The organism is Methylosoma difficile, from assembly GCF_054657615.1.
Map to the genome: position 1 here is coordinate 250,067 of NZ_BAAHYJ010000001.1, position 25,628 is coordinate 275,694.

Genomic DNA, 25,628 nt, shown 5'->3' on the forward strand with positions numbered 1-25,628 from the left:
ACCGCCAATGATTAACTTCACCAAAATGCACGGCCTTGGCAATGACTTCATGGTCATTGATGCCACCCAGCAAACGATCACACTCAGCCCCGAACAAATCCGCCAGCTCGCCAACCGCAACTTTGGCATCGGTTTTGACCAGCTGCTCATGGTGGAGCCACCGCAAAGCGAAAATGCCGATTTTAAATACCGCATCTTTAACGCCGATGGCAGCGAAGTCGCGCAATGCGGCAATGGCGCGCGCTGCTTTGCCCGCTTCGTGCGGGACAAGCAACTGACTGGCAAAAACAAAATCCGTGTTGATACCGATTCCGGGCAATTACTGCTCAGCTTTACCGATGACAATTTAGTCACCGTCAACATGGGCATTCCACGCCATAAACCCACCGAAATCCCACTGCTTGCCGAACAGGAATCGCGCTTTTACACCGTCAACGTCAATGACACTGAACGTGCGTTTGGTGCCGTTTCAATGGGCAACCCGCACGCGGTCATCCAAGTACACGACATCAAAACCGCGCATGTCGCCGATTTGGGCAAAGCCTTGGAAAGCCACCCGCTCTTCCCTGAACGCGCCAACATCGGCTTTATGCAAGTGATTGACCGCAACCACATCAAACTGCGCGTTTACGAACGCGGCGCAGCCGAAACCTTAGCCTGCGGCAGCGGTGCTTGTGCAGCGGTCGTCATCGGCATCGAACAAAACCTGCTGGACAACACGGTCGATGTGGAATTGCCGGGCGGACACCTACACATTACTTGGCAAGGTCGGGGCGAACCCGTTCTGATGACCGGCCCTGCGGTATCAGTATTTGAAGGCCGTATCCATGTCGATGGCGAGCCATCTGCCGCTGGATTGGACGAAGCCGATGTAGAAGATTATTTGCTGCAAAACCCTGAGTTTTTCAACAGCCATTTAAGCCTATTGGAAAAAATCAGCATTCCGCATCCGAGCGGCAATGCCGTCTCGTTAATCGCCAAACAATTGGAGATTTTCCGCAGCCGACATCACGAATTGGAAAACCAACTGACATCGCTGATCGACATCGCCAAAGACAACGATGCCTCGTTTAACCGCATGCACAAACTCACCTTGGCTTTATTGGATGCCGATAGTTTGGAACAGGCCATTGCCCACATTGAAATTGTCTTGGCGGATTACTTTTTGACCGATTTTGTCGCCATCCGCATTGTCCGCGACGCTGTTGACGATAACCTACCCAACGTGTTCATCAAACCCGGCAGCGAACAGCTGAGACCTTTCCTAAAAGAAATGGCCAGCAACCAACCCAGCTGCGGCAAACCTACTTTAGAACAAGCGCGGGAATTGTTTGGCGATGCCGCTTTGGCCGTCCGGTCTTGCGCCATCGTCCCCATGTCATTTACTGAATTTGAAGGAATTTTAGGAATTGGCAGCCGCGAAGCAGAACGCTTCCACTACAGCATGGGCAATCTGTTTTTGACGCAAATGGCAGAAATTATCGCCACACGCTTGGTGTCCTTTTTAAAATAAACCCATGTCTCCCAAGGCCGAAGCCCAACTTGCCGATTTTTTAGAACAGCTCAGCAGCCAAAAACGGGCTTCGGCACACACAGTCAGCAATTACCGCCGCGACCTTAATCAGCTACGCGGCTATTGCCAGCATAAAAATCTGCAAGATTGGCATGAGCTACAAAATCATGACCTACGCAGCCATATCGCCTTACGCCACCGTAACGGCCTCAGCAGCAAAAGCCTGCAACGGGAATTATCGGCAACGCGCAGTTTCTACAACTATCTGTTAAAAAACGGCCTCGTCACACTAAATCCCGCCCAACACGTCAAAGCCCCCAAGCAAGCACGAAAACTGCCCAATACCTTGGATGTCGACCAGATCAACGGCCTGCTCGATGCGGCAACCGATTCGGTTTTAGAAATCCGTGACTTATGCATGTTTGAGCTGTTCTATTCCTCAGGCTTGCGCTTAAGCGAGCTGGCGGGCTTGGATTTGACGGAACTGGACATACGCGACCAGTCGTTGCGGGTCGTTAACGGCAAAGGCGGCAAATCAAGAATTTTGCCAATAGGAAAAAAGGCAATCGCCGCGCTTGAAAAATGGCTGCCTTACCGGCAAACCGTAGCGCAACCAGATGAGCCGGCAGTATTTGTCTCTAAACAGGGCAAGCGCCTGGGCCAACGCAGCATCCAATTGCGCCTGGATTTATGGTGTAAAAAAAAGGGCATTCCTGAACATATCCACCCGCATATGCTCAGGCATTCGTTTGCCAGCCATTTGCTGGAATCCAGCCAAGATTTGCGCGCGGTGCAAGAATTGCTTGGGCATAGCAACATTGGCACGACTCAAATTTACACCCATTTGGATTTTAACCACTTGGCTGCGGTCTACGATAAGGCCCATCCCAGAGCCAAAAAAAAATCGCTTTAAGCCTTGCCCCAAAATGGGCAAAAAACTGCAAAACCTGCTACTATGTTTTATATTCAAAAAAATAAAAGTTACCTGTTTTTTGCAAACAAATAAAGGATACCGGAAATGGCGGCAAACGAATCCCTGGACGACGTAAAATCTAAAGGCATCCTCTGGGTCTTTGGTGTCTTTATTACCATCGTAATGGTTATCCTGATCGTTTTAGGTGCATGGTGGGGTAGCGAACCCGGCCAATTTAACATTGTCGATGAAGCGCAGATACGCGCCAAAGAAACCCACTCCTCCGACAACATCCCCGTTGGCTATGTTTACACCAACACGCTGGCACATATCGCCGAAACCCTCTTGCACAAGCCCGGTGGCTACATCACCAACGACGTAGGCCCTCCAGGCGTTTTCTTGGACAACGTACCCAATTGGGAATACGGCGCATTGGTCATGTTGCGTGATGCCACATCTGCGCTCAGAAACCATTTCGCCAGAGACCAATCACAATCGGCAGAAGACCCCGACTTGGCGATTGCCGAACCTTATTTCTACTTCGAGAACGATTCTTGGGCATTGCCTTCTACCGAAGCCGAATACCAAAAGGGTGTTGAAGCCCTGCACAAATACATGTCGCGGCTGCAAAACTATGGCGGCGAAGTCAAACGTGCGCAGTTTTATTCACGCGCCGACAATCTATGGCAATACACGGAAGTTGTCATTAAGCGGCTAGGCGGTTTGTCTACCCGTTTGGCAGCCAACAGCTCAGGCTCCAACTTAGGCCCTGGCCTTACGGAAGTGGAGCGTGAATTGGCGGAAAAACAAGGCACGCCTTTGCCAAAAATATCTTGGCTGGAAATTGACGACGTATTCTACGAAGCGCGTGGTGCCAGCTGGGCTTTATTGCATATCCTTCGCGCCATCAAATATGACTTCGAAGACATCCTGCTCGACAAACGCGCCATGCGCACCGTTGACATCATGATTAAAGCAATGGAAAACGCTTTACAACCGATTACCAGCCCGATGATCTTAAACGGCGATGGTTACGGCATTTTTGCTAACTATTCGTTGACAATGGCTAACTATATTGCCCGTGCCAACGCCGCCGCGCTTGACTTGCGCGACATCATGAACAGAGGCTAATAGCGAATGGATGAACAAATTAATTTTAACCTGACGCAAGTCAGCACATGGAAACGTATTTTCTTTATGCTGATATTTTCAGCAATTGGCGGATTGGTAAGAATGCTGCTATGGGCGGTGATCTTTATTCAAGTCGCATCGGCATTGGTAACCGGCAAACCTAACGAAAACATCCTTAATTTTGCCCGCAGCCTATCGGTTTACACCTACCATATTTTGTTGTTCATGACGTTCAACACCGAAACCTTGCCGTTCCCGTTTTCAGATTGGAATTTAACTGCCGACTTACAAGTACCGGAAAGCAATACCACTATCCGCAAAGCAGACTAAGGCATCATTGCTGCAAGCCCATTTACATGGGCTTGAGCACCTCCAGGTACCTTATTCGTCTTCATCCTCGCCAACATCCTGCCCATCATCAAGCAGCGTTTCCTCGTCATCCTCTTCTTGATTAAGCAATTCTTTTAGATAACGGTATAGCAACCGCGCCGATTTGGGCGGATTGCCATTTTGGCTTTCTTTTTGGATATTTCTCAGCAACTGCCTTAAATGCTGCCTATCTGCTTCAGGATATTCATATAGAAAATCTGTTAAAGCATCGTTGTCTTCAGCAATCAAACGGTCACGCCAACGCTCGGCAATATGATGCTCCCTTACCGCATGGGCACTTTTGTTTTTTATCCGGGCCAGTTTTTCAGTGATAACCTCTAAAATCTCAGCATCCAGCTTATGCATTCTGGCTGCAATAAATTTTAACAATCGCTTCCTGGCGCTATTTTGACCCATCCCCCCTACTTGCGAGATTGCCTCGTGCAATTCTTCCGGCAAACCCAGCTGCCTTAAATTACTTTGCGATAAGGCGGACATTTCAATACCCATATTAAAAAGCGCAGTAATGTCTTTTTTTATTTTGGTCTTATTGGGCCTTACAGCGTAGTATTCGACTTCATCATCAAACTCTTCTTCGTCATCGTAGGGGTATTCTTCAATCATAATGTACGTAATGTGAAAGGAAACGGCTTTAATCGGGTTAAATAAAAGGAAAAGGCGGCTACTTTACCATAATCGGCAGAGCTGCCCGCCATACGTGTTGCTTTTCAAGCAAACTCATCGCGGCATAAGCTGGACTTGTTGATGGCAACCTCAGGTAAAGCAGGGAACTTGTGGCCTCCAAATTGGGCAACACATACTTCTTAAAAAGCTTTTCCGCCACACCGCCATTGAAATACACGTGTTTTATGGCAGGGTATTTCGCAAAAAAATCAACAAAGTCATTAGGCTGTATTGTATTCACTGCAATATTGCTATCCAAGCTACCCTCACGGCAACAGCGGTGCAAAACATCCCAAACAGCAACGCCTCCCTGTAGCAAAGCAGACCTGCGCTCTTCGTAGCCAGCACCTTCATCAAAGCCCAATAACGAAGCCATGATAGGCCAAAAAGCGTTTCTGCGGTGAGCATAATACTGTTGCTGCTGTAAAGATCTCTCCCCCGGCATCGTCCCTAAAATAACCACATTTACATTCGCCGAAACGATAGGCGGAAAACCTTGCTTATTTGCCTGCATGCCATTCATAGAAAAAATTATCTGCCATTCAAATCTGTCAAATTTGCGATAATAGCCGACCCTTCGTCTTACAGGATAACAATTTTAGTATGTGGTTTAAAAATCTGAGCATTTTTCGTCTCACCGAAGCCTTTACACTCTCACCAACAGAGCTTGAGCAAAAACTGGCTGGAATGGCTTTCCGCCACTGCACCGCACATGAAGAATCTGCTTTTGGCTGGACTGCGCCTATTAGCTCATCAGGACAATTAGTCCATAGCAGCAACGGATTTATGATGCTTTGTGGCAAAAAAGAAGAGAAAGTTTTGCCTTCGGCCGTTATCAACGAAATGACCCAAGAGAAAATTCTTGATGCGGAAGAAAAACAAGGCCGTAAATTATCCAAAAAAGAACGTACCGCCGTTAAAGATGAGTTGATTTTTGAATTACTGCCCAAAGCATTTGCCTTCAGCCGTAAAACTTACGCCTACATCGATACGCTTAACGGTTTTATTGTTGTCGATAGCGCATCCAGCAAAAGCTCAGAAGACCTGCTCAGCCACTTACGCAAGTGCTTAGGATCACTACCTGCGCAACCACTGAATACAATAGAAAAGCCCAGCCTTATCATGACGCAATGGCTAACCGACCAGGCAGCACCTGCGGATATTACGATAGAAGATGAATGCGAACTACGCTCGCCAGAAGAAGCCGGCGGAATTATCCGTTGCAAGCGCCATGATTTGGCTTTACCGGAAATCAAAAACCATCTCGATTCAGGCAAGCAAGTGATTAAGCTGGCCGTCAATTGGGCTGACCGCATCGCGTTTATTTTGGATGAAAGCCTAGCAATCAAACGCCTACGCTTTTTGGACTTGGTCAATGACCAGCTGGCAGACATGAATGCAGAGGATGAAGCATCGCGTTTCGATGCTGACTTTGCCATCATGTCACAAGAAATTGCCAATTTGTTGCCCAGAATACTGGAAGTATTTGGCGGCGAAAACTTGGCGTAAAACTTAGGGCATAAAAAAAGCCCGCTGTTTTACCAGCGGGCTTTTTTACACTAAAGTCAGTGATGATTATTTCATCATTGATTTTTTGAACATGCTGTCCAATTTAGCGTTTGTGTCTTGTGCGTATTGAGCAGCACGGTTTGCAGCAGCTTCAGCAGAAGCAGCTTTAGAAGCAGCGTCAGCAGCAGCGCTTTGTGCACTAGCAGCGTCAGAAGATGCTTGTGCAACTGAAGTTTTCAAACCGTCAATTTGTGATTGCAGGTTGTCGATATCAGAAGTGCTTGCACAACCAACAGCCATCGCAGCAACAGCAGCGATCATTGTTAATTTCATTACTTTTTTCATACTTTTTTCCTTTTAAAGAGTTATTACTACAAAAAACATTATAGCTACGGTTAATTTTATCACCGTTTGTCATATTTTCCAGCTTTATTTTATTTTCACCAACGTGCCAGGGCTGACCAATTGGCTTAAATGGTCTATCTGAGTATTGGTTAAAGCGATACAGCCATGTGTCCAATCAAACACTTCATGGACCCGTTTGTCGGCGCTGCCCAAGCCATGAATGCCGATTTGCCCGCCCAAAGGGGTGTTTTGGGGAGGGATTTGATGAAACTGATGCGCATAAACAATACGGTTATAAGTGTATTCGTCTATCACTTTTCGACGCAAGGCATTTTCTGCATCTTGAACGGAAGGGTAGTTAAGACCAAAAAAGCGTTTGAACATGCTCTTTTCACCCACCCATCCAATCCGGTAGTCGCCAAATGGCGTAATATTGTCGCCCCGATGGTTTTTAACGCCCGCCCCGCCGCGCCCTATGGCAATTTTGTCAATCGTCTCTACTGTCTTATCACCTTTTTTAACTTCAATTTTACGGGCTTTAGTATCCACTAACAGCCAAAGATCGTCGTCCGCCACAGCAGAAAACGCAAGAAACATACAACACACTATTGAACAAATCCGCATCATATTAAATATCATCTACACTAGAAAAAGGTTTTGGTGTACTTTATCAGACCCACATGACCCACTTGTCCATGCAAGGATCAAACATGCAAATACAAACCATCACAACGCAACCCTACAATGACCAAAACCCCGGCACATCGGGACTTCGTAAAAAAGTTAAAGTATTCCAACAAAAAGGTTATTTGGAAAATTTTGTCCAAGCCATTTTTGATTCTTTAGAAGGCTACACTGGCAAAAGCTTAGTGTTAGGGGGAGATGGCCGATATTTTAACCGTGTCGCTATCCAAACCATCATTAAGATAGCCGCAGCCAATGGCTTTGGTGAACTTATTATAGGTCAAGGTGGCTTGTTATCCACCCCAGCCGCATCGCATGTCATTAGAAAATATGGCGCTTTTGGCGGCCTAATACTGTCAGCCAGCCACAATCCTGGCGGCCCGAACGAAGATTTCGGCATCAAATACAACGTCAGCAATGGCGGACCAGCACCCGAGAAAGACACGGGCGCATTTTACCAACGCAGCTTGGTCATCGACAACTACAAAACAGCCGTCATGGATGATGTCGACCTGGACTGCATAGGCAGCCAAGAAATTGACGGCTTAAAAATCACCATCATCGACCCGGTCAACGATTACGCCGAACTGATGCAAAGCATTTTCGACTTTAATCTTCTTAAACAAAGCATTAGCTCAGGCTACATCACCCTTATGTTTGATGCCATGAGCGCCATCACCGGCCCTTATGCTAAACGAATTCTGATTGATATGCTTGGCGCACCCGCCGACTCCGTCATTAACGGCACTCCGCTGGAAGATTTTGGAGGCCACCACCCCGACCCGAACCTTGCCCACGCCCACGAATTGGCAGAAAAAATGTTCAGCGACAGCGCACCGGTTTTTGGCGCAGCCTCTGACGGCGACGGCGACCGTAACATGATTACCGGCAGCCAAATTTTCGTCACACCCAGCGACAGCCTAGCCATTATGGCAGCCAACGCGCACTTGATCCCTGCCTACGCCAAAGGCTTGAGCGGTGTAGCCCGCTCGATGCCGACCAGCCAAGCGGTTGACCGCGTTGCCGCCAGCTACAAAATCCCTTGCTACGAAACGCCAACCGGCTGGAAATTCTTCGGCAACTTACTGGATGCCGGCAAAATCACCTTATGCGGCGAAGAAAGCTTCGGCACAGGCTCCAACCATGTCCGCGAAAAAGACGGCTTATGGGCGGTACTGTTTTGGCTTAACCTGATTGCCCAAAGACGCCAATCGGTTGCCGACATTGTCCACGAACATTGGCAAAAATTTGGCAGGGACATTTACTGCCGCCACGATTACGAAGCTGTGGAAACACCGATTGCCAACAGTATTGTCGATAATCTGCGCAAACAATTGCCTGAACTGCCCGGTCAAGTATTTGGTGACTATACCGTCAAATTTGCAGATGAATTCTGTTACGAAGACTCCGTTGACGGCAGCATCAGCAAAAACCAAGGCATCCGCATTGGCTTTGAAAATGGCTCACGCATTGTCTTCCGCCTATCCGGCACAGGCACAGTAGGCGCAACACTGAGGATCTATCTGGAAAAATACGAACCCGACGCCAGCCTGCACAACCAAGACGCCCAAATCGCATTGGCGTTCTTGATTGACTTGGCAGAGCAATTATGTGAAGTAAAAAAACTGACTGGCAGAACTGCCCCTGACGTTATCACATAATCGGCATAAGGCGGGGCAAGTTTGAAAGAGACTTGCCCCGCCAAACAAGCTACCCGAACTGGTGGGCAATGGCATGCAAAACACCTATCACCAAGACCCCAGCCGCAATCAAAACCACCTGCTCAACCGAGGCTTTTAAGTCGGTCTTTTTGTGTAAGGATGGGATTAGGTCAGCAACAGCAATATAAATAAAGCTGGATGCCGCCAACGCCAAAAAATACGGCAAGCTATCGCGTACATTTTCCAAAGAAAAATACGCCGCCGTACCGCCCAGCACCGTTGTCAAGCTAGCCAACATGTTATAAATGATGGCTTTCTTTTTTGAGTAGCCGCTGTGCAGCAAAATGGCAAAGTCACCCACTTCCTGTGGTATCTCGTGGGCGGCAACAGCCAAGCTGGTGACAATGCCCAGCTTCACGTCCGTCATAAAAGCCGCCGCAATCAACACGCCATCGACAAAATTGTGGATGGCATCGCCTAAAATAATTAATGATCCCGCCGACTTGGCTAAGCCATGTCCATGAGCATGTCCGTGGGCTTCGTGATGGCTATGGTCGTGATCTGCCTCGTCACTATGCACCTCGCACTCGCCATGATGGCAATGCCGCCAAATCAGCATTTTTTCCAAAACAAAGAAAATTAAGATGCCCGCCAAGACCGTACCGGACAAGGCTTGCAGCTTTTCCGGCTTAACCGCCGAAAAAGCCTCGGGGATCAAACCCCAAAAAGCCACGGCAAGCAAAGCACCTATCGCAAAACTGATACCATGCGGCATCAAGGCATTACGCTGCCGATCCGGCAACAACAAAAACACACCCGCCGCCAAGACGCTCAGCAAGCCACCCAGCGCGGTAAAAATTAAAATCAATCCTAACAAGCCCACGTTATTGCGTACTCCATATCAGTGTAGCCATGCGTCCGGTTTCCTTATCACGGCGATAAGAATAAAAACGTTCGGCATCGGTCACAGTGCATAACCCGCCACCAAAAACTTGCCCAATACCGAGGTCGTGCAGCTCATTACGCGCCAACTGATAAATATCAGCCAACCATTTTCCTGCCGTAGTGCTTTGAAAAGCGTTGGCATTGATAGCAGATTTGTCCAGAAAAGCTTCCCGAACATCATCGCCCACTTCAAAACAAGTACGACCAATAGCGGGCCCCAACCAAACCCAATAATCTTGCTTAGGCATTGCAGTCAAGGTGTTGCTGACAATTCCCTCATGCAAGCCCCGCCATCCGGCATGAATGGCAGCAATGGCGCTGCCGTTTTTGGCACAGACCAATACCGGCAAACAATCAGCCGTCAGTACGGCGCAAACCACGCCAGATTGGCAGGTGAAGCTGGCATCAGCCTGCGGCAACAAAGGCCCGCCACCGGCCTCAACAGCGATATTGCTGTGAGTTTGTGTCAACCAGCAAGGTTCGGACGGCAAATTCAATCCATTGGCGATTATTTGCCGGTTTTGCAAAACATGCTCGGGCTGGTCGCCGACATGCATAGCGGGGTTTAAGCTTGCAAACGGCGGCTTGCTAAAGCCGCCGCGCCTTAAGCTGGTCGCCGCATGGATGCCTTCCGGCACAGGCCAGTCAGGACGCAAAAAAAGCGTGTCGTCAGTCATTTTCCGCTAAAGCCTCAAGCATGTCAGTCATATCTTCCGGCAAGGGTTGCTGCCATTCGCAGTATTCTTCCGTTACCGGATGCACCAAGCCCAATTTGGCAGCATGCAAAGCTTGGCGCTTAAAGTTGCGCAAAGCATTTGCCAAACGTTCGTTACAGCCGGGCGACATTTGAAAGCGTCCGCCGTAGACCTGATCGCCCAATAAAGGAAAACGTACATGCGCCATATGCACACGAATTTGGTGGGTACGCCCTGTTTCCAATTTGACGCGGATTAACGTATGCAAACGGAAGCGCTGTTCAACACGATAATGGGTGATGGCTTCTTTGCCGCGACGGCTGACGGCATAGCGTTTGCGGTCAGTCGGATGGCGGGCAATCGGCTCATCAACGGTGCCGCCAGCGGTCATCCTGCCTTTGCTGATAGCCAAATATTCGCGGTTGATAGCCCTATCTTGCAACTGCTGGGTTAAAGAATTGTGCGCCTGCAAGGTTTTCGCCACCATCAGCAAACCGCTGGTGTCTTTGTCGATGCGATGGACAATGCCCGCCCTTGGCAAAGTTTCAAGGTTGCTGTCGTGGTTAAGTAATGCGTTTAGCATCGTACCATGCCAATTGCCCACGGCAGGATGCACCACCAAGCCCGCCGGTTTATTGACGATCAACAAGCTTTCATCTTCAAAAATGATGTCCAACGGAATGGCTTCGGGTTCGGAAGTTATTACCACTTCAGCTTCGGCATCCAAGGTAATTTCTTCACCCCCTTCCAGCTTGTCCCTAGGTTTTAAGATCAGGCCATTGACTTGCACACGTCCAAGTTTTACCCAAATTTGCAGCTTACTACGCGAATAATCGGCGAACAGTTCAGCCAATACCTGGTCCAAACGCATGCCCGCCATTTCATAAGGCACTTCTGCCGTTAATCTTGTCATAACAAATTCTTCTGAAGAACCCATAGTTAAGTTATACTCAATGGTTGTTAATTTCTTCACTTATCGCAGCCAATGCTGCGGGAAAACTGGTAATCTTACAACGTGTCGTTGGTACTATGCGATTAATTTTCGTAAAAATTTTATTTATTTGCTGTTTTGGCCTAATGGCTTCCGGTTGCTCTTCGTTGGGCGATCTATTTTCTGGTGATTCGGACGAGAAAAGTGAAGAGAAGTATGCTGGCTGGAATTCTCAAAAATTCCGTGATGAAGCCAAAAAAGCTGTCGATGACGGCAGCTATGAAAAAGCCATAGAACTCTATGAAGCCTTAGAGTCGCGCTACCCTTACGGGCAATATGCCGCGCAAACCCAAATCGACATTGCCTATGCCTATTACAAAAATGGCGACAGCGAAGCCGCCATTGCCGCCGCCGACCGCTTTATCAAAACCAATCCCCGTAACGCCAATGTTGACTACGCTTATTACTTAAAAGGGCTGGTCAATTACAACCGTGACATTGGCTTTGTTGACCGCTTCCTGCCGACTGACACTGCGCAACGCGATACCTCTAGCGCAAACACGGCCTTGAAAAACTTTGAAGAACTGCTGCGCCGCTACCCAAGCAGCCGTTACCGCGCAGACGCCAAACAAAGGATGGTTGCACTAAATAACAATATCGCCATGCATGAAGTGCATATCGCCCGATATTATTTAAAGCGCCACGCTTATATCGCTGCCGCTAACCGCGCATCAGGCGTTGTGGAAAAATACCAAAGAACACCTGCCGTTCCTTTTGCTCTGCAAGTGATGCAAGAAGCCTATGAAAATTTGGGCATGAAAGAACTGGCTAGCAATAGCAAACGCATCTACGACTTAAACTATCCTGATGGCCCGCCCGTTCCCGACCAAGCAACGGCGACATTCTCGAATCGGGTTTGGGATATTATTGGTTTCGACAAATAAGCCTTCCGTAAAAACTTCAGCACATAAAAAAGGGAGCCGCATTTTCATGGGCTCCCTTTTTTATGCTTTATTCAGTTAATGCCTATTCATTTCATTACTGAACTTGCATTTTTTTCTCGAGTTCAGCCTGCGACAAATGCCGCACGGCCTGGCCTTTCACCATGAAGATGAGATGCTCGCAAATATAGCATGCATGGTCGCCAATACGTTCCATGGCGCGAACCGTCCAAAGCATATTCAGCATACGGGTGATATTTCTTGGGTCTTCCATCATATGCGTAATCAGCTGCCGCACAATGCTGTCATATTCGCGGTCAACATTGGCATCTTTGCCAGTAATAACGGTAATGTTGTCGACATTCATGCGTGCAAAAGCGTCCAACGCGCCATGCAGCATGTCTTTTACCAATTCCGACATATGCTGCAATTCATGGTATTGATCGTTTTTGCCATCCGTATCCGCCAGCTGAATCGCCATTTTCGCGATACGCTCCGCCAAATCGCCAACAATTTCCAATTCGTTGATAATTTTTGTTACCGTCAACAGCAACCTTAAATCAAAGGCAGTTGGCTGGCGCAACGCCAAGATTTGGGTGCATTCCAAATCAATTTCCATTTCCAAATCGTCAACCAAGTTATCCTGCTTGATAACCAGTTCCGCCATTTCCAAGTCGCTTTGGGTAAAGGCTTGGATAGCCAATTCGATTTGCTGTTCAACCAAACCGCCCATGGTCAATACTTTGTTGCGTATATCTTCAAGCTCTTTATTGAACTGACCCGAAATATGATGGCCTATTTTGTTATTGTCCATTATCAATTCCTTTATTAACCGTAACGGCCCGTAATATAATCTTCGGTTTGCTTTTTCTTAGGGTTTGTAAACAGCTCGCTGGTTGTACCCATTTCAATAAGCTCCCCCATATACATAAACGCCGTGTAATCAGACACACGGGCAGCTTGCTGCATGTTGTGTGTGACAATAACAATCGTATATTTTTCCTTCAGCTCGTTAATCAATTCTTCAATTTTTAACGTGGAAATAGGGTCAAGTGCCGAAGCCGGTTCATCCAGCAACAAAACTTCCGGTTCAATTGCAATCGCACGGGCGATAACCAACCTTTGTTGCTGACCACCCGACATTCCCAAAGCGTTGTCATTAAGGCGGTCTTTCATCTCATCCCAAAGTGCCGCCCCGCGCAAAGCGTTTTCGACGGTTTCTTCCAAAATGCGTTTGTCATTGATACCTTGGATACGAAGGCCGTAGGCAACGTTTTCGAAAATAGACTTAGGGAAAGGATTGGGTTTTTGGAAAACCATGCCCACCCGTCGCCGCAACGCCGCAACATTGACGCTTTTATCGTAGATATTTTCGTTGTCGAGCAAGATTTTGCCTTCAATCCGCGCACTATCGACCAAATCGTTCATACGGTTAATACAGCGCAATAAAGTGGATTTACCGCATCCGCTCGGACCGATATAAGCCGTCACTTTCTTTTTTGGCATTTCCATATTGATGCCATACAATGCCTGCTTCTCACCATAAAACAGCTTTAAGTCTTCAACCTTTATACAGGTTTCCACTTTATAGTCATTTTTTTGCTTACTTCCAACAATTGAATTCATATCAATTGCATGGGTACGACTTTCATGTACTGTCATTTTTAACCTTCCAATGCCCGGTATTTTTCACGCAGATTATTTCTGATAACGATTGCCGACAGGTTCAAGCCGACAATGACTAAAACCAGCAGCAATGAGGTGGCGTAGACGAGGGGGCGTGCAGCCTCCACATTAGGGCTTTGAAACCCAACGTCATAGATATGAAAACCTAAGTGCATAAATTTTCTATCTAAATGCAAAAATGGCGCGTTACCATCCAGTGGTAACGAAGGCGCCAATTTGACAACCCCTACCAGCATTAGCGGCGCAACCTCGCCTGCAGCGCGTGCCACCGCCAAAATCAAACCTGTCATCATAGCAGGACTCGCCATTGGCAATACCGTCAACCATAATGTTTCAAATTTGGTGGCACCCAAAGCCAAGCTGCCTTCTCTAATTGAAGATGGGATTCGCGCCAAGCCTTCTTCTGTTGAAACAATCACAACCGGCAATGTCAGCAAAGCCAAGGTGATTGAAGCCCATAGCAAGCCTGGCGTACCAAAAACAGGCGCAGGCGCGGCTTCAGGGAAAAATAATTTGTCTATATTACCGCCTAATATATAAACAAAGAAACCTAAACCGAATACGCCGTAAACAACCGACGGTACGCCCGCCAAGTTATTGACGGCAATGCGTATTATTTTGGTTATCAGGCCTTGTTTGGCGTATTCGCGAAGATAAACCGCCGCAATAACCCCAAAAGGCGTCACCATCACAGACATCATCGTCACCATCATGATGGTGCCAAAAATAGCTGGGAAAATACCGCCTTCGGTATTGGCTTCCCTTGGATCATCACTTAAAAACTCACCCAACTTAATGAAATAATGTTTGATTTTGTCAAAAACATTCATGGCATTGGGCTGGAAGACGCGCACAACTTTTGCTAAGGGAATATCCAACTCAACCCCGCTTTCCGTTTTCACCCGCAAACTATTCGCCCTAATTTTTTGATACAGTCCCGTCAATTGGCTTTGGTAGCTTTTGTATTGCGCATCAAACTCGGCCTTGCTTGCCTGAATTTCTTTTTTGGCTTCAGCATCTAAGCTATTGGATAGCTGAAGTTTTTTCTCTTTTAACCGTAAACGTTCCAATCCGTAGTTGATGGCACCAATATCCTTTTTTTCGAGATGATTGATCTCTTTATAGACTTCCAAGGCATCTTCAAGCTTTGTATTGACCGTAGTCCATACGTTGCCACCACTGGCAATCAAGCTGCCGTTTTCCTTAACCCCAACCAATCTGCCGTAGAAGTTACCCCACTCACGACGCTCGACAACAATCAACTCGTCAGGGAGCGACTGTTGTTTAATGTTGCGCTCTTGTATCCAACGGAAATCAGCGCCGGAAAGGTCACGGTTTCCGGTTTTTAATTGATATTGCACCAAAACGCTTTCATTACCAGCCATTTTGATACCCGTAGACTTTGCCATCGCGGCAAGCGTGGTACTTTTATCGACAATTTCGCCAATAATGGTCTGCACAGGACGACCTTCTTCCTGATAACTGAACTGCGCCACATCGGAAGGCCAAAAATGCCCAAGCCCACGCAAGGTAATCAAGGCCAGCACGCCAATCACCATAATAAGTGAGGCACTAACCGCTGCGGCATTTAGCCATATCCAAGGCGAACCGCTTTTAAACCATAGCTTAATCATAGTGAGCTATATCTCTCGCGTAAACGCTGCCTAATAATCTCAGCCAACGTATTGAAAATAAAAGTAAACATAAACAACACCAGTGCAGCCAAGAATAGCACCCGATAATGGCTGCTATCGACTTCAGACTCTGGCATTTCTACGGCAATATTGGCGGCAAGCGTTCTTAAGCCTTGGAATATACTGATGTCCATAACCGGCGTGTTGCCTGTTGCCATCAACACAATCATGGTTTCACCGACCGCACGACCCAAACCGATCATCACGGCTGAAAAAATACCGGGGCTGGCAGTCAGCAATACCACCCTTGTCATGGTCTGCCAAGGTGTCGCACCTAAAGCTAATGAACCCACCGTCAAATGCTTGGGTACGCTAAAGATGGCGTCTTCGGCAATGGAGAAGATGGTCGGTATCACCGCAAAGCCCATTGCCAAACCGACAACTAACGAGTTGCGCTGGTCATAGCCGATACCAAACTCATTTTTGAACCAATCACGCAAGCTGCCATGGAACAACCAACTTTCCAACGGCAAACTGATGGTTAATGCCAACCAACCAGTAAACAACATAATAGGGATCAAAAGGGCGGCGTCGGAACCATCGGGTATTTTCTGCAAAATATTTTTGGGTACGAACTGCCAAGCAAAAGCGAAACCTACGACGCTTAAGGGCATCATCAGCATCATCAAAAACAGACCCGCCAAACGTTCTTCAACAAAGGGTGCCAACCATAAGCCCGCCAAAAAACCTAAAATAACGGTAGGCAACGCCCCCATTAATTCAACGGTTGGTTTCACGTATTGGCGCATAGAAGGCGCCATAAAGTAGGCAGTGTATATTGCCCCCATTAAGGCCAACGGCATTCCCACCAACATGGCGTAAAAAGCCGCTTTCAAGGTGCCAAACACCAAAGGCACCAGACTGTATTTAGGTTCAAAATCATTGCTAGCAGAAGAAGACTGCCAAATAAAATCGGGTTTCGGATAGCTTTCGTACCAAACTTGTTGCCAAAGCGAACTCATCGACACTTCGGGATGTTCATTATCGATGGTCAAAAACTCCATCTTGCCATCAGCCGATTCCGCGATAAAAGCATTGGCTCTTGGCGACAAAGCAATATTGGCAATACCCGAAACTAAGTCCAATGGTTTCTTTATCAACTCCCTTTCTGAGGTGGAGTTATAGATACCCAGCACACCATCAGCATCTATGGTGGCAAAACCTTTGCGCCGTTGTTCGGCAGTAATCTTAACAATAGCCTTATCCGAAACATCAAAAGACCTGATTTTCGTCATGAAAGGCCGGTTTCCAGCCCCTTTAACTTTTGTCCACTGGGAAACTTCGCCAGAAGTGTCGCCAATGATTATCGACAAATCACCGTTTAAAAAGGTAACACTGCTTATTTTTTGACCTGCCTGCACCACACTTTGGGCATGCATCAACATGGGATTGGTTTTATCGCTAATATCAAAGAGGCTTAGCCGCTCATCCTGACTCACCACATACAAATTACGAGCTTCACTGTCTATCAGCAATTGGTCAATTTCGATTGCAGACAACTTGAGCAGGCCGTCGGAGCGGGTTAAAGATGCCTCATCCGCAAATAAAGATTGCTCCTTCTCAAAGCTAGCCACGCGTATCTTACCTGCTGACAGAGATGCAATAGTAGTGCCGTTCTCTGCGTATTTAATCGCGATTTTTTCGATAGCCGCGCCCGAATCATCCAACACCAAAGCTTGTTCACCGAGCGGGTATTCGATAGAGGGTTTTATTTCGCGCTTATTATTGGGATAAGAAACTTTATACTGATGGCGGACGACCAAGGCCGTGCCATTGGAAAGCCCATAAACAACCACGCCTTCGTTAATTGGGCTGCCTTGGGCAAAACTGGTGATCTGCACATTCGCAGGCACAGGAACCGTTTTAGTTAATACGGCTTTGCCGCTTGCCACCTGAAAAAATACAATCTGGCCTGTTGAGGTAAATCTTGCCCCTACTTCGTTCTGCTCTTCAACTTCTAACAGCAATGTTTTGCCAAGCTGGCTTTCTGGCGTTGAATATTGGCTGACCAATTTTGATTCCGCCGGCACAAATAACGGAAAAACGACATAAAGCAGATAAAAAAAGATCATTACCACAGCAACAATCACAGCTAGGCCGCCGGCAACTACCGCATAACCCGCTATTTTATCCTTTAACATCCGCCATTTTTGATGAAGCTCATAAGCAGATAAGGTTTTCTTTGATTGGGCGCTTATTTCTGGCATGTAAGAGGTTTTAGTTGAAGTACAAATTGACAAAAATAACCGGGGCTTTCTACCAAAGCCCCAGCCATTTTTGATTTAGAAGTAAAAGCTTATGTTTTTTATAAAATTACGCTTTCAAAAACTTTTTTATAACATCCTTGTTGACCACTGTCCTTCGGACGGTTATTTCAGTCTTGAGTAAATTTTCTCAACGACTTTTGCCGGCAATGGGATGTATCCGTCTTTAATCACAACTTGCTGGCCTGTTTTTGACAGCACCATCTTAATAAATTCAAGTTCTAACGGGGGCAAAGGTTGGTTTGGTTTTTTGTTGACATAGACAAACAAATAACGGCTTAACGGGTAAGAACCGTTAATGGCGTTTTCTGGTGTTGCATCAACAAACGCTTCTCCATCTTTTTTAGACAATGGCACCATTCTGACGCCAGAAGTGCTGTAGCCCATGCCCGAATAGCCAATACCATTGACAGAAGTGGTGACCGACTGAACTACTGAAGCCGAACCGGGTTGCTCATTCACATTATTTTTAAAGTCGCCTTTGCAAAGCCCATGCTCTTTAAAATAACCGTAGGTGCCAGAAACCGAGTTACGTCCGTACAACTGGATGCTTTTTGATCCCCACGCAGCAACTCCGGCCTCACCCCAAGTGGTGATGTCGGCATTGCCGCCACATTTAAGCGTGGAAGAGAAGATCGCATCAACTTGTGGCAACGATAACCCTTTGACTGGATTGTCTTTATTGACCATTACTGCCAAAGCGTCAATGGCAACAGGAATGGCGGTAGGCTTATAACCGTATTTATCTTCAAAAGCCTCGAGTTCATCATCTTTCATTTCTCGGCTCATCGGACCAAGGTTTGATGTGCCTTCAGTCAAAGCAGGTGGCGCAGTGGATGAACCCGCTGCTTGAATCTGGATATTGACATTTGGATAGAGCCGGTTAAATTCCTCTGCCCACAACGTCATTAAGTTGGCCAAGGTATCAGATCCTACGCTGGACAGGTTGCCGGAAATGCCACTGGCCTTTTGATAGTCAGGCACACCTGCTTCAACGCTTTGCACAACCGCCGCCGCAGCCGTTCCACTTACCAAGCCTGCAGCCAACAAAGCCGTCGCAGCCGCCAGCTTCTTTACCTTAAAAGTTAATTTCATCATCAATCCTCAAATTTATTTTTCAATACTGTACACAAAACAAATAACAAGCTTATTAATTTTATATGACAGAATTGTGACAACCGATTATTTTGCCACACAGATACATACAAATATCAAAACATTTACCTCTCAAGCACATTAACCACGCTATAAATAGATGCCATTCGCGTCTTTTGGATGCCACGAAAAATAGGTCAGACCAATCAAATCACCGCATCCTGCATCTAAACCAAAATCTAGGCGCTGTAAATCAATCCTTGCCAAAGCAGATGTCGGCATCGATAACGACAAATGATGCCCATTGGCCCCCAATAGATCTGCCAACAAATCCTCAAAGTCAGGGTTGTGTCCGACCAACATAAGCTGCTCAAACGACCGAAGATTTTCTGACACAACCTGCTTTAGGATTCCAATTCCTTGAAAATAAAGGCGTCCGTCTTGAACAATAGAATCCTGACCAATACCTAAAACATCACAAACCATTACTGCTGTCGAAATCGCCCTATTTGCAGGCGAACTTATTACCCGATCGGGCATCAACCCCTCTTTCAGCATCCACTCCCCAATCAATCGATTCTCTTCTTGACCCTGCCTTTCCAATCCCCTTGCAAAATCATTGTCCGCATCGGCCCATGCCTTGCCATGCCTAAGTAACCACAACTCTTTATTCATTTTTCTACCATCCCGATTTCCGACTGCGCTTTTTAGAAAAATTAACCCGTAAATGCACAGCATTATTCAATTTTTGAATACAGTTAGCCACCCAACCCTAAGCCATAAAAATATTATCGGGCGTTTTTACAATGTCACATTAAAGTAATAATTTTGTCATAAAACGGTAACATTTCTCCCCTACTCTGCACGCTGTTTTAATCACAATCAAGAGTAGTCCATGAAATTCTCTAAACTTACCTTGGCAATCGCCACCCTTTTGAGCGTAGGAGCCTCTTCAGGTGCTTTTGCTATTGACCTTTATGTTGACACCAAAACCAAACAAATTTTTGCAGAACCAGGAAAAGGCCGGCAAAAACTAGGTACTTTTGAACAAGTCGATGACAGCAAAAGCACGCCGCAAGCAGCCACGGTAACGCCTGCCAGCACTGCCGAACTAGACTCCATCAAACAAGATTTGGAATTAAAAACCAATGAACTGAAAGCGATTGAGGAACACATTGTTGCCAATCGTGAAGATAAAGCAAAAAATGATGAGAAATGGTTTAACAAAATCAATGTGCGCGGCTATACCCAGATGCGCTACAACCAAAGCCTCACCGGCGACCGGGTGGCAGGCGACCCAGAACTAAGATCCCCTGGCGACAGCGGCATTAAAGATAACAGTAACTTTACCTTCCGCCGAGTTCGTTTAGTGTTTTCAGGGGATGTCACCGATTATGTTTACATTTACCTCCAGCCTGATTTCGCCTCCACATCCGGCGACCTGAACTTTGCTCAATTACGTGACGCTTACGCAGACCTTGCTTTCGACAAACCGCATGAGTACCGCATACGGGCAGGCCAATCAAAAGTACCTTTTGGTTGGGAAAATCTACAATCTTCACAAAACCGCATCGCACTAGATCGCGATGATGCACTCAATAGCGCCGTACCCAGCGAGCGCGATTTAGGTCTTTTTGCTTATTGGACCCCCACTGATGTACAAAAACTTTGGAAAAGCATGTCCAAAAAAGGCTTAAAAACCTCCGGCGACTACGGCATTGTGGGCGTAGGGGTTTACAACGGGCAAGGCACCAACAAAGTGGAAAGAAATGACGACATGTACATAGTGGCGCATACCACCTATCCTTTTGACTTGGCCTTTATGGGGCTGCGGGGACAAATTTTAGAAGTGGGCGCAGATGCTATTTCAGGACAATTTAACACCACCACCTCGTCTTATCTTTTGAATGGGGTGTCAAAATCAATCCCAACGGCTTCGATTGACGGAAACAGTGAAGACCGTGTCGCTGTACATGCCATCCTGTTCCCACAGCCTTTGGGCTTACAGGCAGAATGGAACTGGGGTAAGGGCCCCACCCTCAACACAACAACGAATGCGATTGAAAGAAAGTCTTTGAATGGCGGTTATGTACAAGCCATGTATAAAATCGATAACGTTTTCGGCACCAATGGCACCATCTTCCCTTATGCCAAGTGGCAAACCTACAATGGCGCTTGGAAAGGGGCTGCAAACTCACCATTGGTTAGCGTAGAAGAAGTCGAAGCGGGCATTGAATATCAAATCAACAAAGCCCTAGAAATCGTCTTGGCCTACGCAACCATGAACCGTACGAACATTGCCGATACAACAAAATCGGATTATCTCAAACAAGCAAGTGGGGATATGATCCGCACCCAACTACAGTTCAACTATTAATTTAAAGGGAGCATCTGACCCTTTAAAAAACACAGGCTGTTATCATAAATATCAGCCTATTCTAAAAATCCAGAAGGCTTTGCCCTTACACGGGCAGCGCCAAAACCAATCCTCAAAAAGCAATTAAATGAAGACATCCGTTAATTCGCTTTCAGCAATTCCGCAAATCTTCAGATAAAAAAAAGGGGAAGCACGGTTTCCCGTGCTTCCCCCCTGAATGAGCGCACCTCAAACTTGTCCGGCAGGTCTATTTTTGTTGATGTTAGTTTGGATTTCTTTAGTCTCAACTTTTTCCTGCTTTGCATACACCGGCTTGGCTGGCAAACCGCTGTCATCTTTTGGCGGTTTTGGATCGCGTCCCGCCATTAAATCGTCAATCTGGTCTTTGTCGATGGTTTCCCATTTCATCAAGGCATCCGCCATTTTGTGCAAGATACTGATATTTTCTTGCAACAAGTTTTCTGCACGTTGATAGTTACGGTCAATCACCGAACGGATTTCTTCATCAATCAGATGAGCCACATTGCTTGATACTTTCGCACCTTGTGAACCTGGATAACCCATCATCGGTTGACCACCTTCCTCACCGTAAACCAATGGACCCAGCTTGTCTGAAAAACCCCAGCGGGTAACCATTTTGCGGGCCAATTCGGTAGCACGCTCAATGTCATTGGATGCACCGGTTGTCACCATATCGCCACCGTAAATCATCAATTCGGCGATACGTCCGCCAAATAAGCTGGCAATTTGGCTTTCTAATTTGCGTTTGCTGGCGCTGTACTGGTCTTGCTCTGGCAAGAACATGGTGATACCTAATGCACGGCCCCTTGGCATAATGCTGACTTTGTAGACAGGATCATGGTCTGGCGATAACTGACCGACAATGCAGTGGCCCGCTTCGTGATAAGCCGTCAACAATTTGTCGTCTTCGCTCATGACCATGGTGTGTTTTTCAGCACCCATCAAGATTTTGTCCTTGGCTTTTTCAAGGTCTCTCATGGTCACTTCTTTTTTGTTAGCACGGGCAGCAAACAAAGCTGCTTCGTTGATAACATTGGCCAATTCCGCACCTGAGAAACCCGGTGTACCTCTAGCGATATATTTCAATTCCACATCAGCAGCAACGGGTACTTTTTTGATATGAACGTTAAGGATTTGCTCGCGACCACGAACATCAGGCAAGCCGACATTCACTTGACGGTCAAAACGACCAGGTCTTAACAACGCTTTATCCAAGACATCAGCACGGTTGGTTGCCGCAATCACAATCACGCCTTCGTTACCGTTAAAGCCATCCATTTCAACCAATAATTGGTTTAAGGTTTGTTCACGTTCGTCGTTGCCGCCACCAAAGTTTGGGCCACCACGTTGGCGACCGACTGCGTCGATCTCATCAATAAAGATGATGCAAGGCGCATGCTCCTTGGCTTGGGTAAACATATCGCGCACCCTAGAAGCACCGACACCGACGAACATTTCAACAAAATCGGAACCTGAGATAGTGAAGAACTTGACACCCGCTTCACCGGCAATGGCTCTTGCCAACAAGGTTTTACCGGTTCCAGGAGGGCCTACCATTAAAATGCCACGTGGGATTTTGCCGCCCAAGCGTTGGAATTTTTGCGGATCAGACAAAAAGTCGACCAGCTCTTCAACCTCTTCCTTAGCTTCTTCACAGCCCGCAACGTCGGCGAACTTGACGGTCATTTTGTCTTCTTCCAACATCTTGGCTTTGCTTTTGCCAAAATTGTTACCGCCCGCCCCGCCATTTTGTTGCATACGGCGCATGTAGATAATCCAAACAGCAATCATCAGCAACATGGGGAACCAAGAGATAAACACCTGCATGAATAACGATTGCTGCATCGGCGGAACCGTTCTGATCTGCACGTTTGCGCTTAACAAATCATCAATCAAATGCGGGTCGCCAGGGTTGAATGTTTCGTAATTCAAGCCTTCTGTGGTTCGGATTTTGATAAGTTGACCTGTCATTTCCACACGAGAAATCTGACCGGTTTTAACTTTGGCAATAAAATCAGAGTAGGCTAACGAGTCCTGCATAGGCGGAGCCATATTCACCCTGTTGTAAATCAAGAACGCCCCCGTCAACACAACGCTCCAAAGCAATGTGTTTAATATAAATTTTTTCATGGTTTTATCTCCTGACCTCTTTTCACGGTCATCTGTTAAGCGTTGCGGTTTTTTTAGAACGATTTTTGCTAGCCAATTGACGCCTCCACCGCCTTTAATGATGTCATGGTAACTATTGTCCAAAATAGCAGATATTTAGTTAATCACAACAACATCTTAATACTGCTTTAATATTTATAATGTGTTCATAAAAAGCTGGCTAGTTGTTGACCGAAGTTTTGCTTTATTTTATTGAGAGCCATTACTTGTATTTGTCTAACCCGCTCTCTGGTTAAATTCAGTTCCGAACCAATCTCCTGCAAGGTCATTTCATTCTCGTTAGCCATACCAAAATGGCAACAGATCACTCGAGCCTCGCGTAGGTTTAGTGTCTCGATAGCATCACCGAGCAACCGGTGCAAATCGGTTTGCGCCATGGACTGAAGGGCATGCGTAAAGGTTTGCTGCTCCAAAAAATCAATCGGTGCAAAGGCATTTTCGCCATCTTCGTCCGCACCATCCATCGACAATGACGATTGTGAAATTGACAGGATCGTATCTACTTCGGCGCTGCTTAAGCTTGCATATTCAGCCAACTCTTTAATATTAGGCTCCGTACCTTTTTCAGTAATGAACTGATCCCTTAAGCGATACAACTTATTAATATTGGCGACTTGACCGCAAGGAACGCGTACAACCCGTTCGCAACGCGACAACGCTCTGGAAATCGCTTGCCTAATCCAATAGCCTGCATAGGTTGAGAATTGGAAACCCAATCGGTAGTCAAAACGGTCAACGGCTTTTAACAAACCGGTTTGGCCTTCTTGCACCAAATCTTCAAAATCCAAAAAACCCGCTTTATATTGGTTTGCAATAAACAAGACCAATCGTGAGTTGGCGGCAGCCAATTCTTGGCGCAACTGCAACCAGCCGTGTTCAGCTAACACCATATCGGTAAAAAGTTTTTGCATTTCTAAGCCCGACAAAAACAAAAACTGTTCGTCATAGCTGTCAATTTCCAAAGACTTGAACAATTCAGAAATATTGGTGCCTGCCACACGGTTGCGCCTGTCTAAACCTTCCAATCGACGCATGATTAAATCGCGTTGTTTTAAGGACCCCAACTGAGCGACTTGAAGTGACAAGCCTCTGTATTTATAGGCATAAACCATCACACCCACTAATCGGGTCAAATCATCAAAGCTAAAGGCAAATTGTTGCAAGGCAATGCTCAAATTATGCTTTGCCGCCAAATAAGCAGGGTCATTGGCGGCGTTGTTTGCCAATTCTTGGCTTGCCAACAAATAGCTTCTTTTGATATTGCCCATGATGGCGGCTTGCTCGGATGTCAACTCCAAATCTTCGTCACCATCAGTGGCGGCATTGCTTTTGTCATATTGGCTCAGCAGCCATAAAGCCGTCATCGGGAATTGGCACAAACCATGAACAAGCTTGGTTTTTTCTTCTTTTAATTGCCTTGCTATCTGGAAGTTACTGTGTTCGGGGCTTTCAGCCGCATCAACTTTGCTTGGCAGCGGTTCAATCACGTCTTCCGTTACCAATACCTCGCCTAACGAACCCGCTTCAACGACACCAACATCTTGTTTTGTAAAAAATTCTGTTAGATAAGCCATGACCATCTCCTCGCAGCTAGAAAGCACCCAAAACGTTAAGCCTTCACTTCCTTACACAAAACATTATTTAGCTTTATGCAACACATCATCAAAGCAGTGAGACAAAACTGAATATAAATAGTTTTTACTAAACACCATTTATCTTTTATCAATAATCTATGTATTCATTATTTCGGTTCAGTGTAACAATCGACATCAATGGTGTCAAGGTATAACTATACAAAACCTGAACAAAGTGTACATCAACACTCAGAAATATAAAAATACTACCTGAACTTTTCTACTAATAAATCATCGCAAGCCCAGTATTTACTGGCTTTAAACCAACAAAACCGTCCGGCAAGCACTGCCTTTTCCGACGAAAAACCGGAAACACTTCCACTGCCTAGGCTTGTACAGATAGAATACCTCCCCACCTGCAACCGCT

23 protein-coding genes and 1 pseudogene are annotated in these 25,628 nt (G+C 46.5%); 9 read left to right on the forward strand and 15 right to left on the reverse strand.

The genetic code is table 11. The features are described from left to right. Window positions 1–7: 7 nt before the first annotated feature. From dapF to ACYQ1O_RS01320, 5 genes and pseudogenes are all read left to right on the forward strand, one after another. Window positions 8–826: pseudogene (gene dapF / locus ACYQ1O_RS01300) on the forward strand (diaminopimelate epimerase); the annotation flags it as partial. Window positions 827–883: 57 nt separating this feature from the next. Further along, on the forward strand, window positions 884–1,513 hold the full coding sequence (locus ACYQ1O_RS01305) for a DUF484 family protein (RefSeq protein WP_459990622.1): 630 nt from the start codon (window positions 884–886) through the stop codon (window positions 1,511–1,513). Window positions 1,514–1,517: 4 nt separating this feature from the next. After that, the gene (xerC, locus tag ACYQ1O_RS01310) at window positions 1,518–2,426 is read left to right on the forward strand and encodes a tyrosine recombinase XerC (protein WP_459989726.1); all 909 of its coding nucleotides are present in this window, start codon (window positions 1,518–1,520) and stop codon (window positions 2,424–2,426) included. Window positions 2,427–2,531: 105 nt separating this feature from the next. After that, entirely contained in the window at window positions 2,532–3,557 is a 1,026-nt protein-coding gene (locus ACYQ1O_RS01315; protein WP_459989728.1) for a DUF2333 family protein, read from the forward strand. Between the two features lie 6 nt (window positions 3,558–3,563). After that, entirely contained in the window at window positions 3,564–3,887 is a 324-nt protein-coding gene (locus ACYQ1O_RS01320) for a DUF4389 domain-containing protein (protein WP_459989730.1), read from the forward strand. Window positions 3,888–3,938: 51 nt separating this feature from the next. Here the strand turns inward: ACYQ1O_RS01320 and yjgA are convergent, their stop codons facing one another. Together yjgA and ACYQ1O_RS01330 are read right to left on the reverse strand one after the other, a co-directional pair. Continuing rightward, window positions 3,939–4,550: a ribosome biogenesis factor YjgA gene (gene yjgA, locus ACYQ1O_RS01325; protein WP_459989732.1), complete on the reverse strand. Its 612-nt coding sequence runs from the start codon at window positions 4,548–4,550 to the stop codon at window positions 3,939–3,941. A 58-nt stretch (window positions 4,551–4,608) separates the two neighbouring features. After that, window positions 4,609–5,133: a DNA-deoxyinosine glycosylase gene (locus ACYQ1O_RS01330; RefSeq protein ID WP_459989734.1), complete on the reverse strand. Its 525-nt coding sequence runs from the start codon at window positions 5,131–5,133 to the stop codon at window positions 4,609–4,611. An 80-nt stretch (window positions 5,134–5,213) separates the two neighbouring features. Here ACYQ1O_RS01330 and rdgC point away from each other — a divergent pair, with 80 nt between their 5' ends. After that, a complete protein-coding gene (gene rdgC, locus ACYQ1O_RS01335) occupies window positions 5,214–6,119 on the forward strand; it encodes a recombination-associated protein RdgC (RefSeq protein ID WP_459989736.1) in 906 nt (301 codons plus the stop codon). A 66-nt stretch (window positions 6,120–6,185) separates the two neighbouring features. Here rdgC and ACYQ1O_RS01340 read toward each other — a convergent pair whose 3' ends face one another. Together ACYQ1O_RS01340 and ACYQ1O_RS01345 are read right to left on the reverse strand one after the other, a co-directional pair. Continuing rightward, window positions 6,186–6,464: an Lpp/OprI family alanine-zipper lipoprotein gene (locus ACYQ1O_RS01340; RefSeq protein ID WP_459989738.1), complete on the reverse strand. Its 279-nt coding sequence runs from the start codon at window positions 6,462–6,464 to the stop codon at window positions 6,186–6,188. Between the two features lie 84 nt (window positions 6,465–6,548). After that, window positions 6,549–7,091, reverse strand: a complete 543-nt coding sequence (locus tag ACYQ1O_RS01345) for a L,D-transpeptidase family protein (protein WP_459989740.1) — start codon at window positions 7,089–7,091, stop codon at window positions 6,549–6,551. A gap of 83 nt (window positions 7,092–7,174) precedes the next feature. Here ACYQ1O_RS01345 and ACYQ1O_RS01350 point away from each other — a divergent pair, with 83 nt between their 5' ends. After that, the gene (locus ACYQ1O_RS01350) at window positions 7,175–8,809 is read left to right on the forward strand and encodes an alpha-D-glucose phosphate-specific phosphoglucomutase (protein WP_459989742.1); all 1,635 of its coding nucleotides are present in this window, start codon (window positions 7,175–7,177) and stop codon (window positions 8,807–8,809) included. 49 nt (window positions 8,810–8,858) lie between these two features. On the opposite strand, the gene ACYQ1O_RS01355 is transcribed toward ACYQ1O_RS01350, so the two are convergent. The 3 genes from ACYQ1O_RS01355 to rluD are packed head-to-tail and all read right to left on the reverse strand — an operon-like array spanning window position 8,859 to window position 11,362. Further along, a complete protein-coding gene (locus ACYQ1O_RS01355; protein WP_459989744.1) occupies window positions 8,859–9,692 on the reverse strand; it encodes a ZIP family metal transporter in 834 nt (277 codons plus the stop codon). Between the two features lies 1 nt (window position 9,693). Next, window positions 9,694–10,431, reverse strand: a complete 738-nt coding sequence (gene pgeF / locus ACYQ1O_RS01360; protein WP_459989745.1) for a peptidoglycan editing factor PgeF — start codon at window positions 10,429–10,431, stop codon at window positions 9,694–9,696. Further along, complete coding sequence (gene rluD, locus ACYQ1O_RS01365) at window positions 10,424–11,362, reverse strand: 23S rRNA pseudouridine(1911/1915/1917) synthase RluD (protein WP_459989746.1); 939 nt, start codon at window positions 11,360–11,362, stop codon at window positions 10,424–10,426. Before rluD ends, pgeF begins: the two co-directional genes overlap by 8 nt. Window positions 11,363–11,478: 116 nt before the next feature. On the opposite strand from rluD, the gene ACYQ1O_RS01370 reads away from it, so the two are divergent. Next, window positions 11,479–12,324 carry an outer membrane protein assembly factor BamD gene (locus tag ACYQ1O_RS01370; RefSeq protein WP_459989747.1) on the forward strand — a complete coding sequence of 282 codons (846 nt, stop codon included), beginning with the start codon at window positions 11,479–11,481 and terminating at the stop codon, window positions 12,322–12,324. Window positions 12,325–12,418: 94 nt separating this feature from the next. Here the strand turns inward: ACYQ1O_RS01370 and phoU are convergent, their stop codons facing one another. From phoU to ACYQ1O_RS01400, 6 genes are all read right to left on the reverse strand, one after another. After that, the gene (gene phoU, locus ACYQ1O_RS01375; protein ID WP_459989749.1) at window positions 12,419–13,135 is read right to left on the reverse strand and encodes a phosphate signaling complex protein PhoU; all 717 of its coding nucleotides are present in this window, start codon (window positions 13,133–13,135) and stop codon (window positions 12,419–12,421) included. Window positions 13,136–13,149: 14 nt separating this feature from the next. After that, the gene (gene pstB / locus ACYQ1O_RS01380; RefSeq protein ID WP_459989750.1) at window positions 13,150–13,983 is read right to left on the reverse strand and encodes a phosphate ABC transporter ATP-binding protein PstB; all 834 of its coding nucleotides are present in this window, start codon (window positions 13,981–13,983) and stop codon (window positions 13,150–13,152) included. Between the two features lie 2 nt (window positions 13,984–13,985). Continuing rightward, window positions 13,986–15,641, reverse strand: a complete 1,656-nt coding sequence (pstA, locus tag ACYQ1O_RS01385) for a phosphate ABC transporter permease PstA (RefSeq protein WP_459989751.1) — start codon at window positions 15,639–15,641, stop codon at window positions 13,986–13,988. Continuing rightward, window positions 15,638–17,908, reverse strand: a complete 2,271-nt coding sequence (locus tag ACYQ1O_RS01390) for an ABC transporter permease subunit (protein WP_459989752.1) — start codon at window positions 17,906–17,908, stop codon at window positions 15,638–15,640. The genes pstA and ACYQ1O_RS01390 overlap by 4 nt, the downstream gene beginning before the upstream one ends. A gap of 162 nt (window positions 17,909–18,070) precedes the next feature. After that, on the reverse strand, window positions 18,071–19,060 hold the full coding sequence (locus ACYQ1O_RS01395; protein WP_459990623.1) for a PstS family phosphate ABC transporter substrate-binding protein: 990 nt from the start codon (window positions 19,058–19,060) through the stop codon (window positions 18,071–18,073). Between the two features lie 150 nt (window positions 19,061–19,210). Continuing rightward, entirely contained in the window at window positions 19,211–19,735 is a 525-nt protein-coding gene (locus tag ACYQ1O_RS01400; RefSeq protein WP_459989753.1) for a SixA phosphatase family protein, read from the reverse strand. Window positions 19,736–19,955: 220 nt separating this feature from the next. Between ACYQ1O_RS01400 and ACYQ1O_RS01405 the strand changes: the two genes are divergently transcribed. Continuing rightward, window positions 19,956–21,437 carry a porin gene (locus ACYQ1O_RS01405; protein ID WP_459989754.1) on the forward strand — a complete coding sequence of 494 codons (1,482 nt, stop codon included), beginning with the start codon at window positions 19,956–19,958 and terminating at the stop codon, window positions 21,435–21,437. Window positions 21,438–21,665: 228 nt separating this feature from the next. Here the strand turns inward: ACYQ1O_RS01405 and ftsH are convergent, their stop codons facing one another. Next, window positions 21,666–23,588 (reverse strand): ATP-dependent zinc metalloprotease FtsH, encoded by a 1,923-nt coding sequence (ftsH, locus tag ACYQ1O_RS01410; protein ID WP_459989755.1) that lies wholly within the window; start codon window positions 23,586–23,588, stop codon window positions 21,666–21,668. 185 nt (window positions 23,589–23,773) lie between these two features. Continuing rightward, on the reverse strand, window positions 23,774–25,201 hold the full coding sequence (locus ACYQ1O_RS01415; RefSeq protein WP_459989757.1) for a sigma-70 family RNA polymerase sigma factor: 1,428 nt from the start codon (window positions 25,199–25,201) through the stop codon (window positions 23,774–23,776). Window positions 25,202–25,628 lie beyond the last annotated feature (427 nt).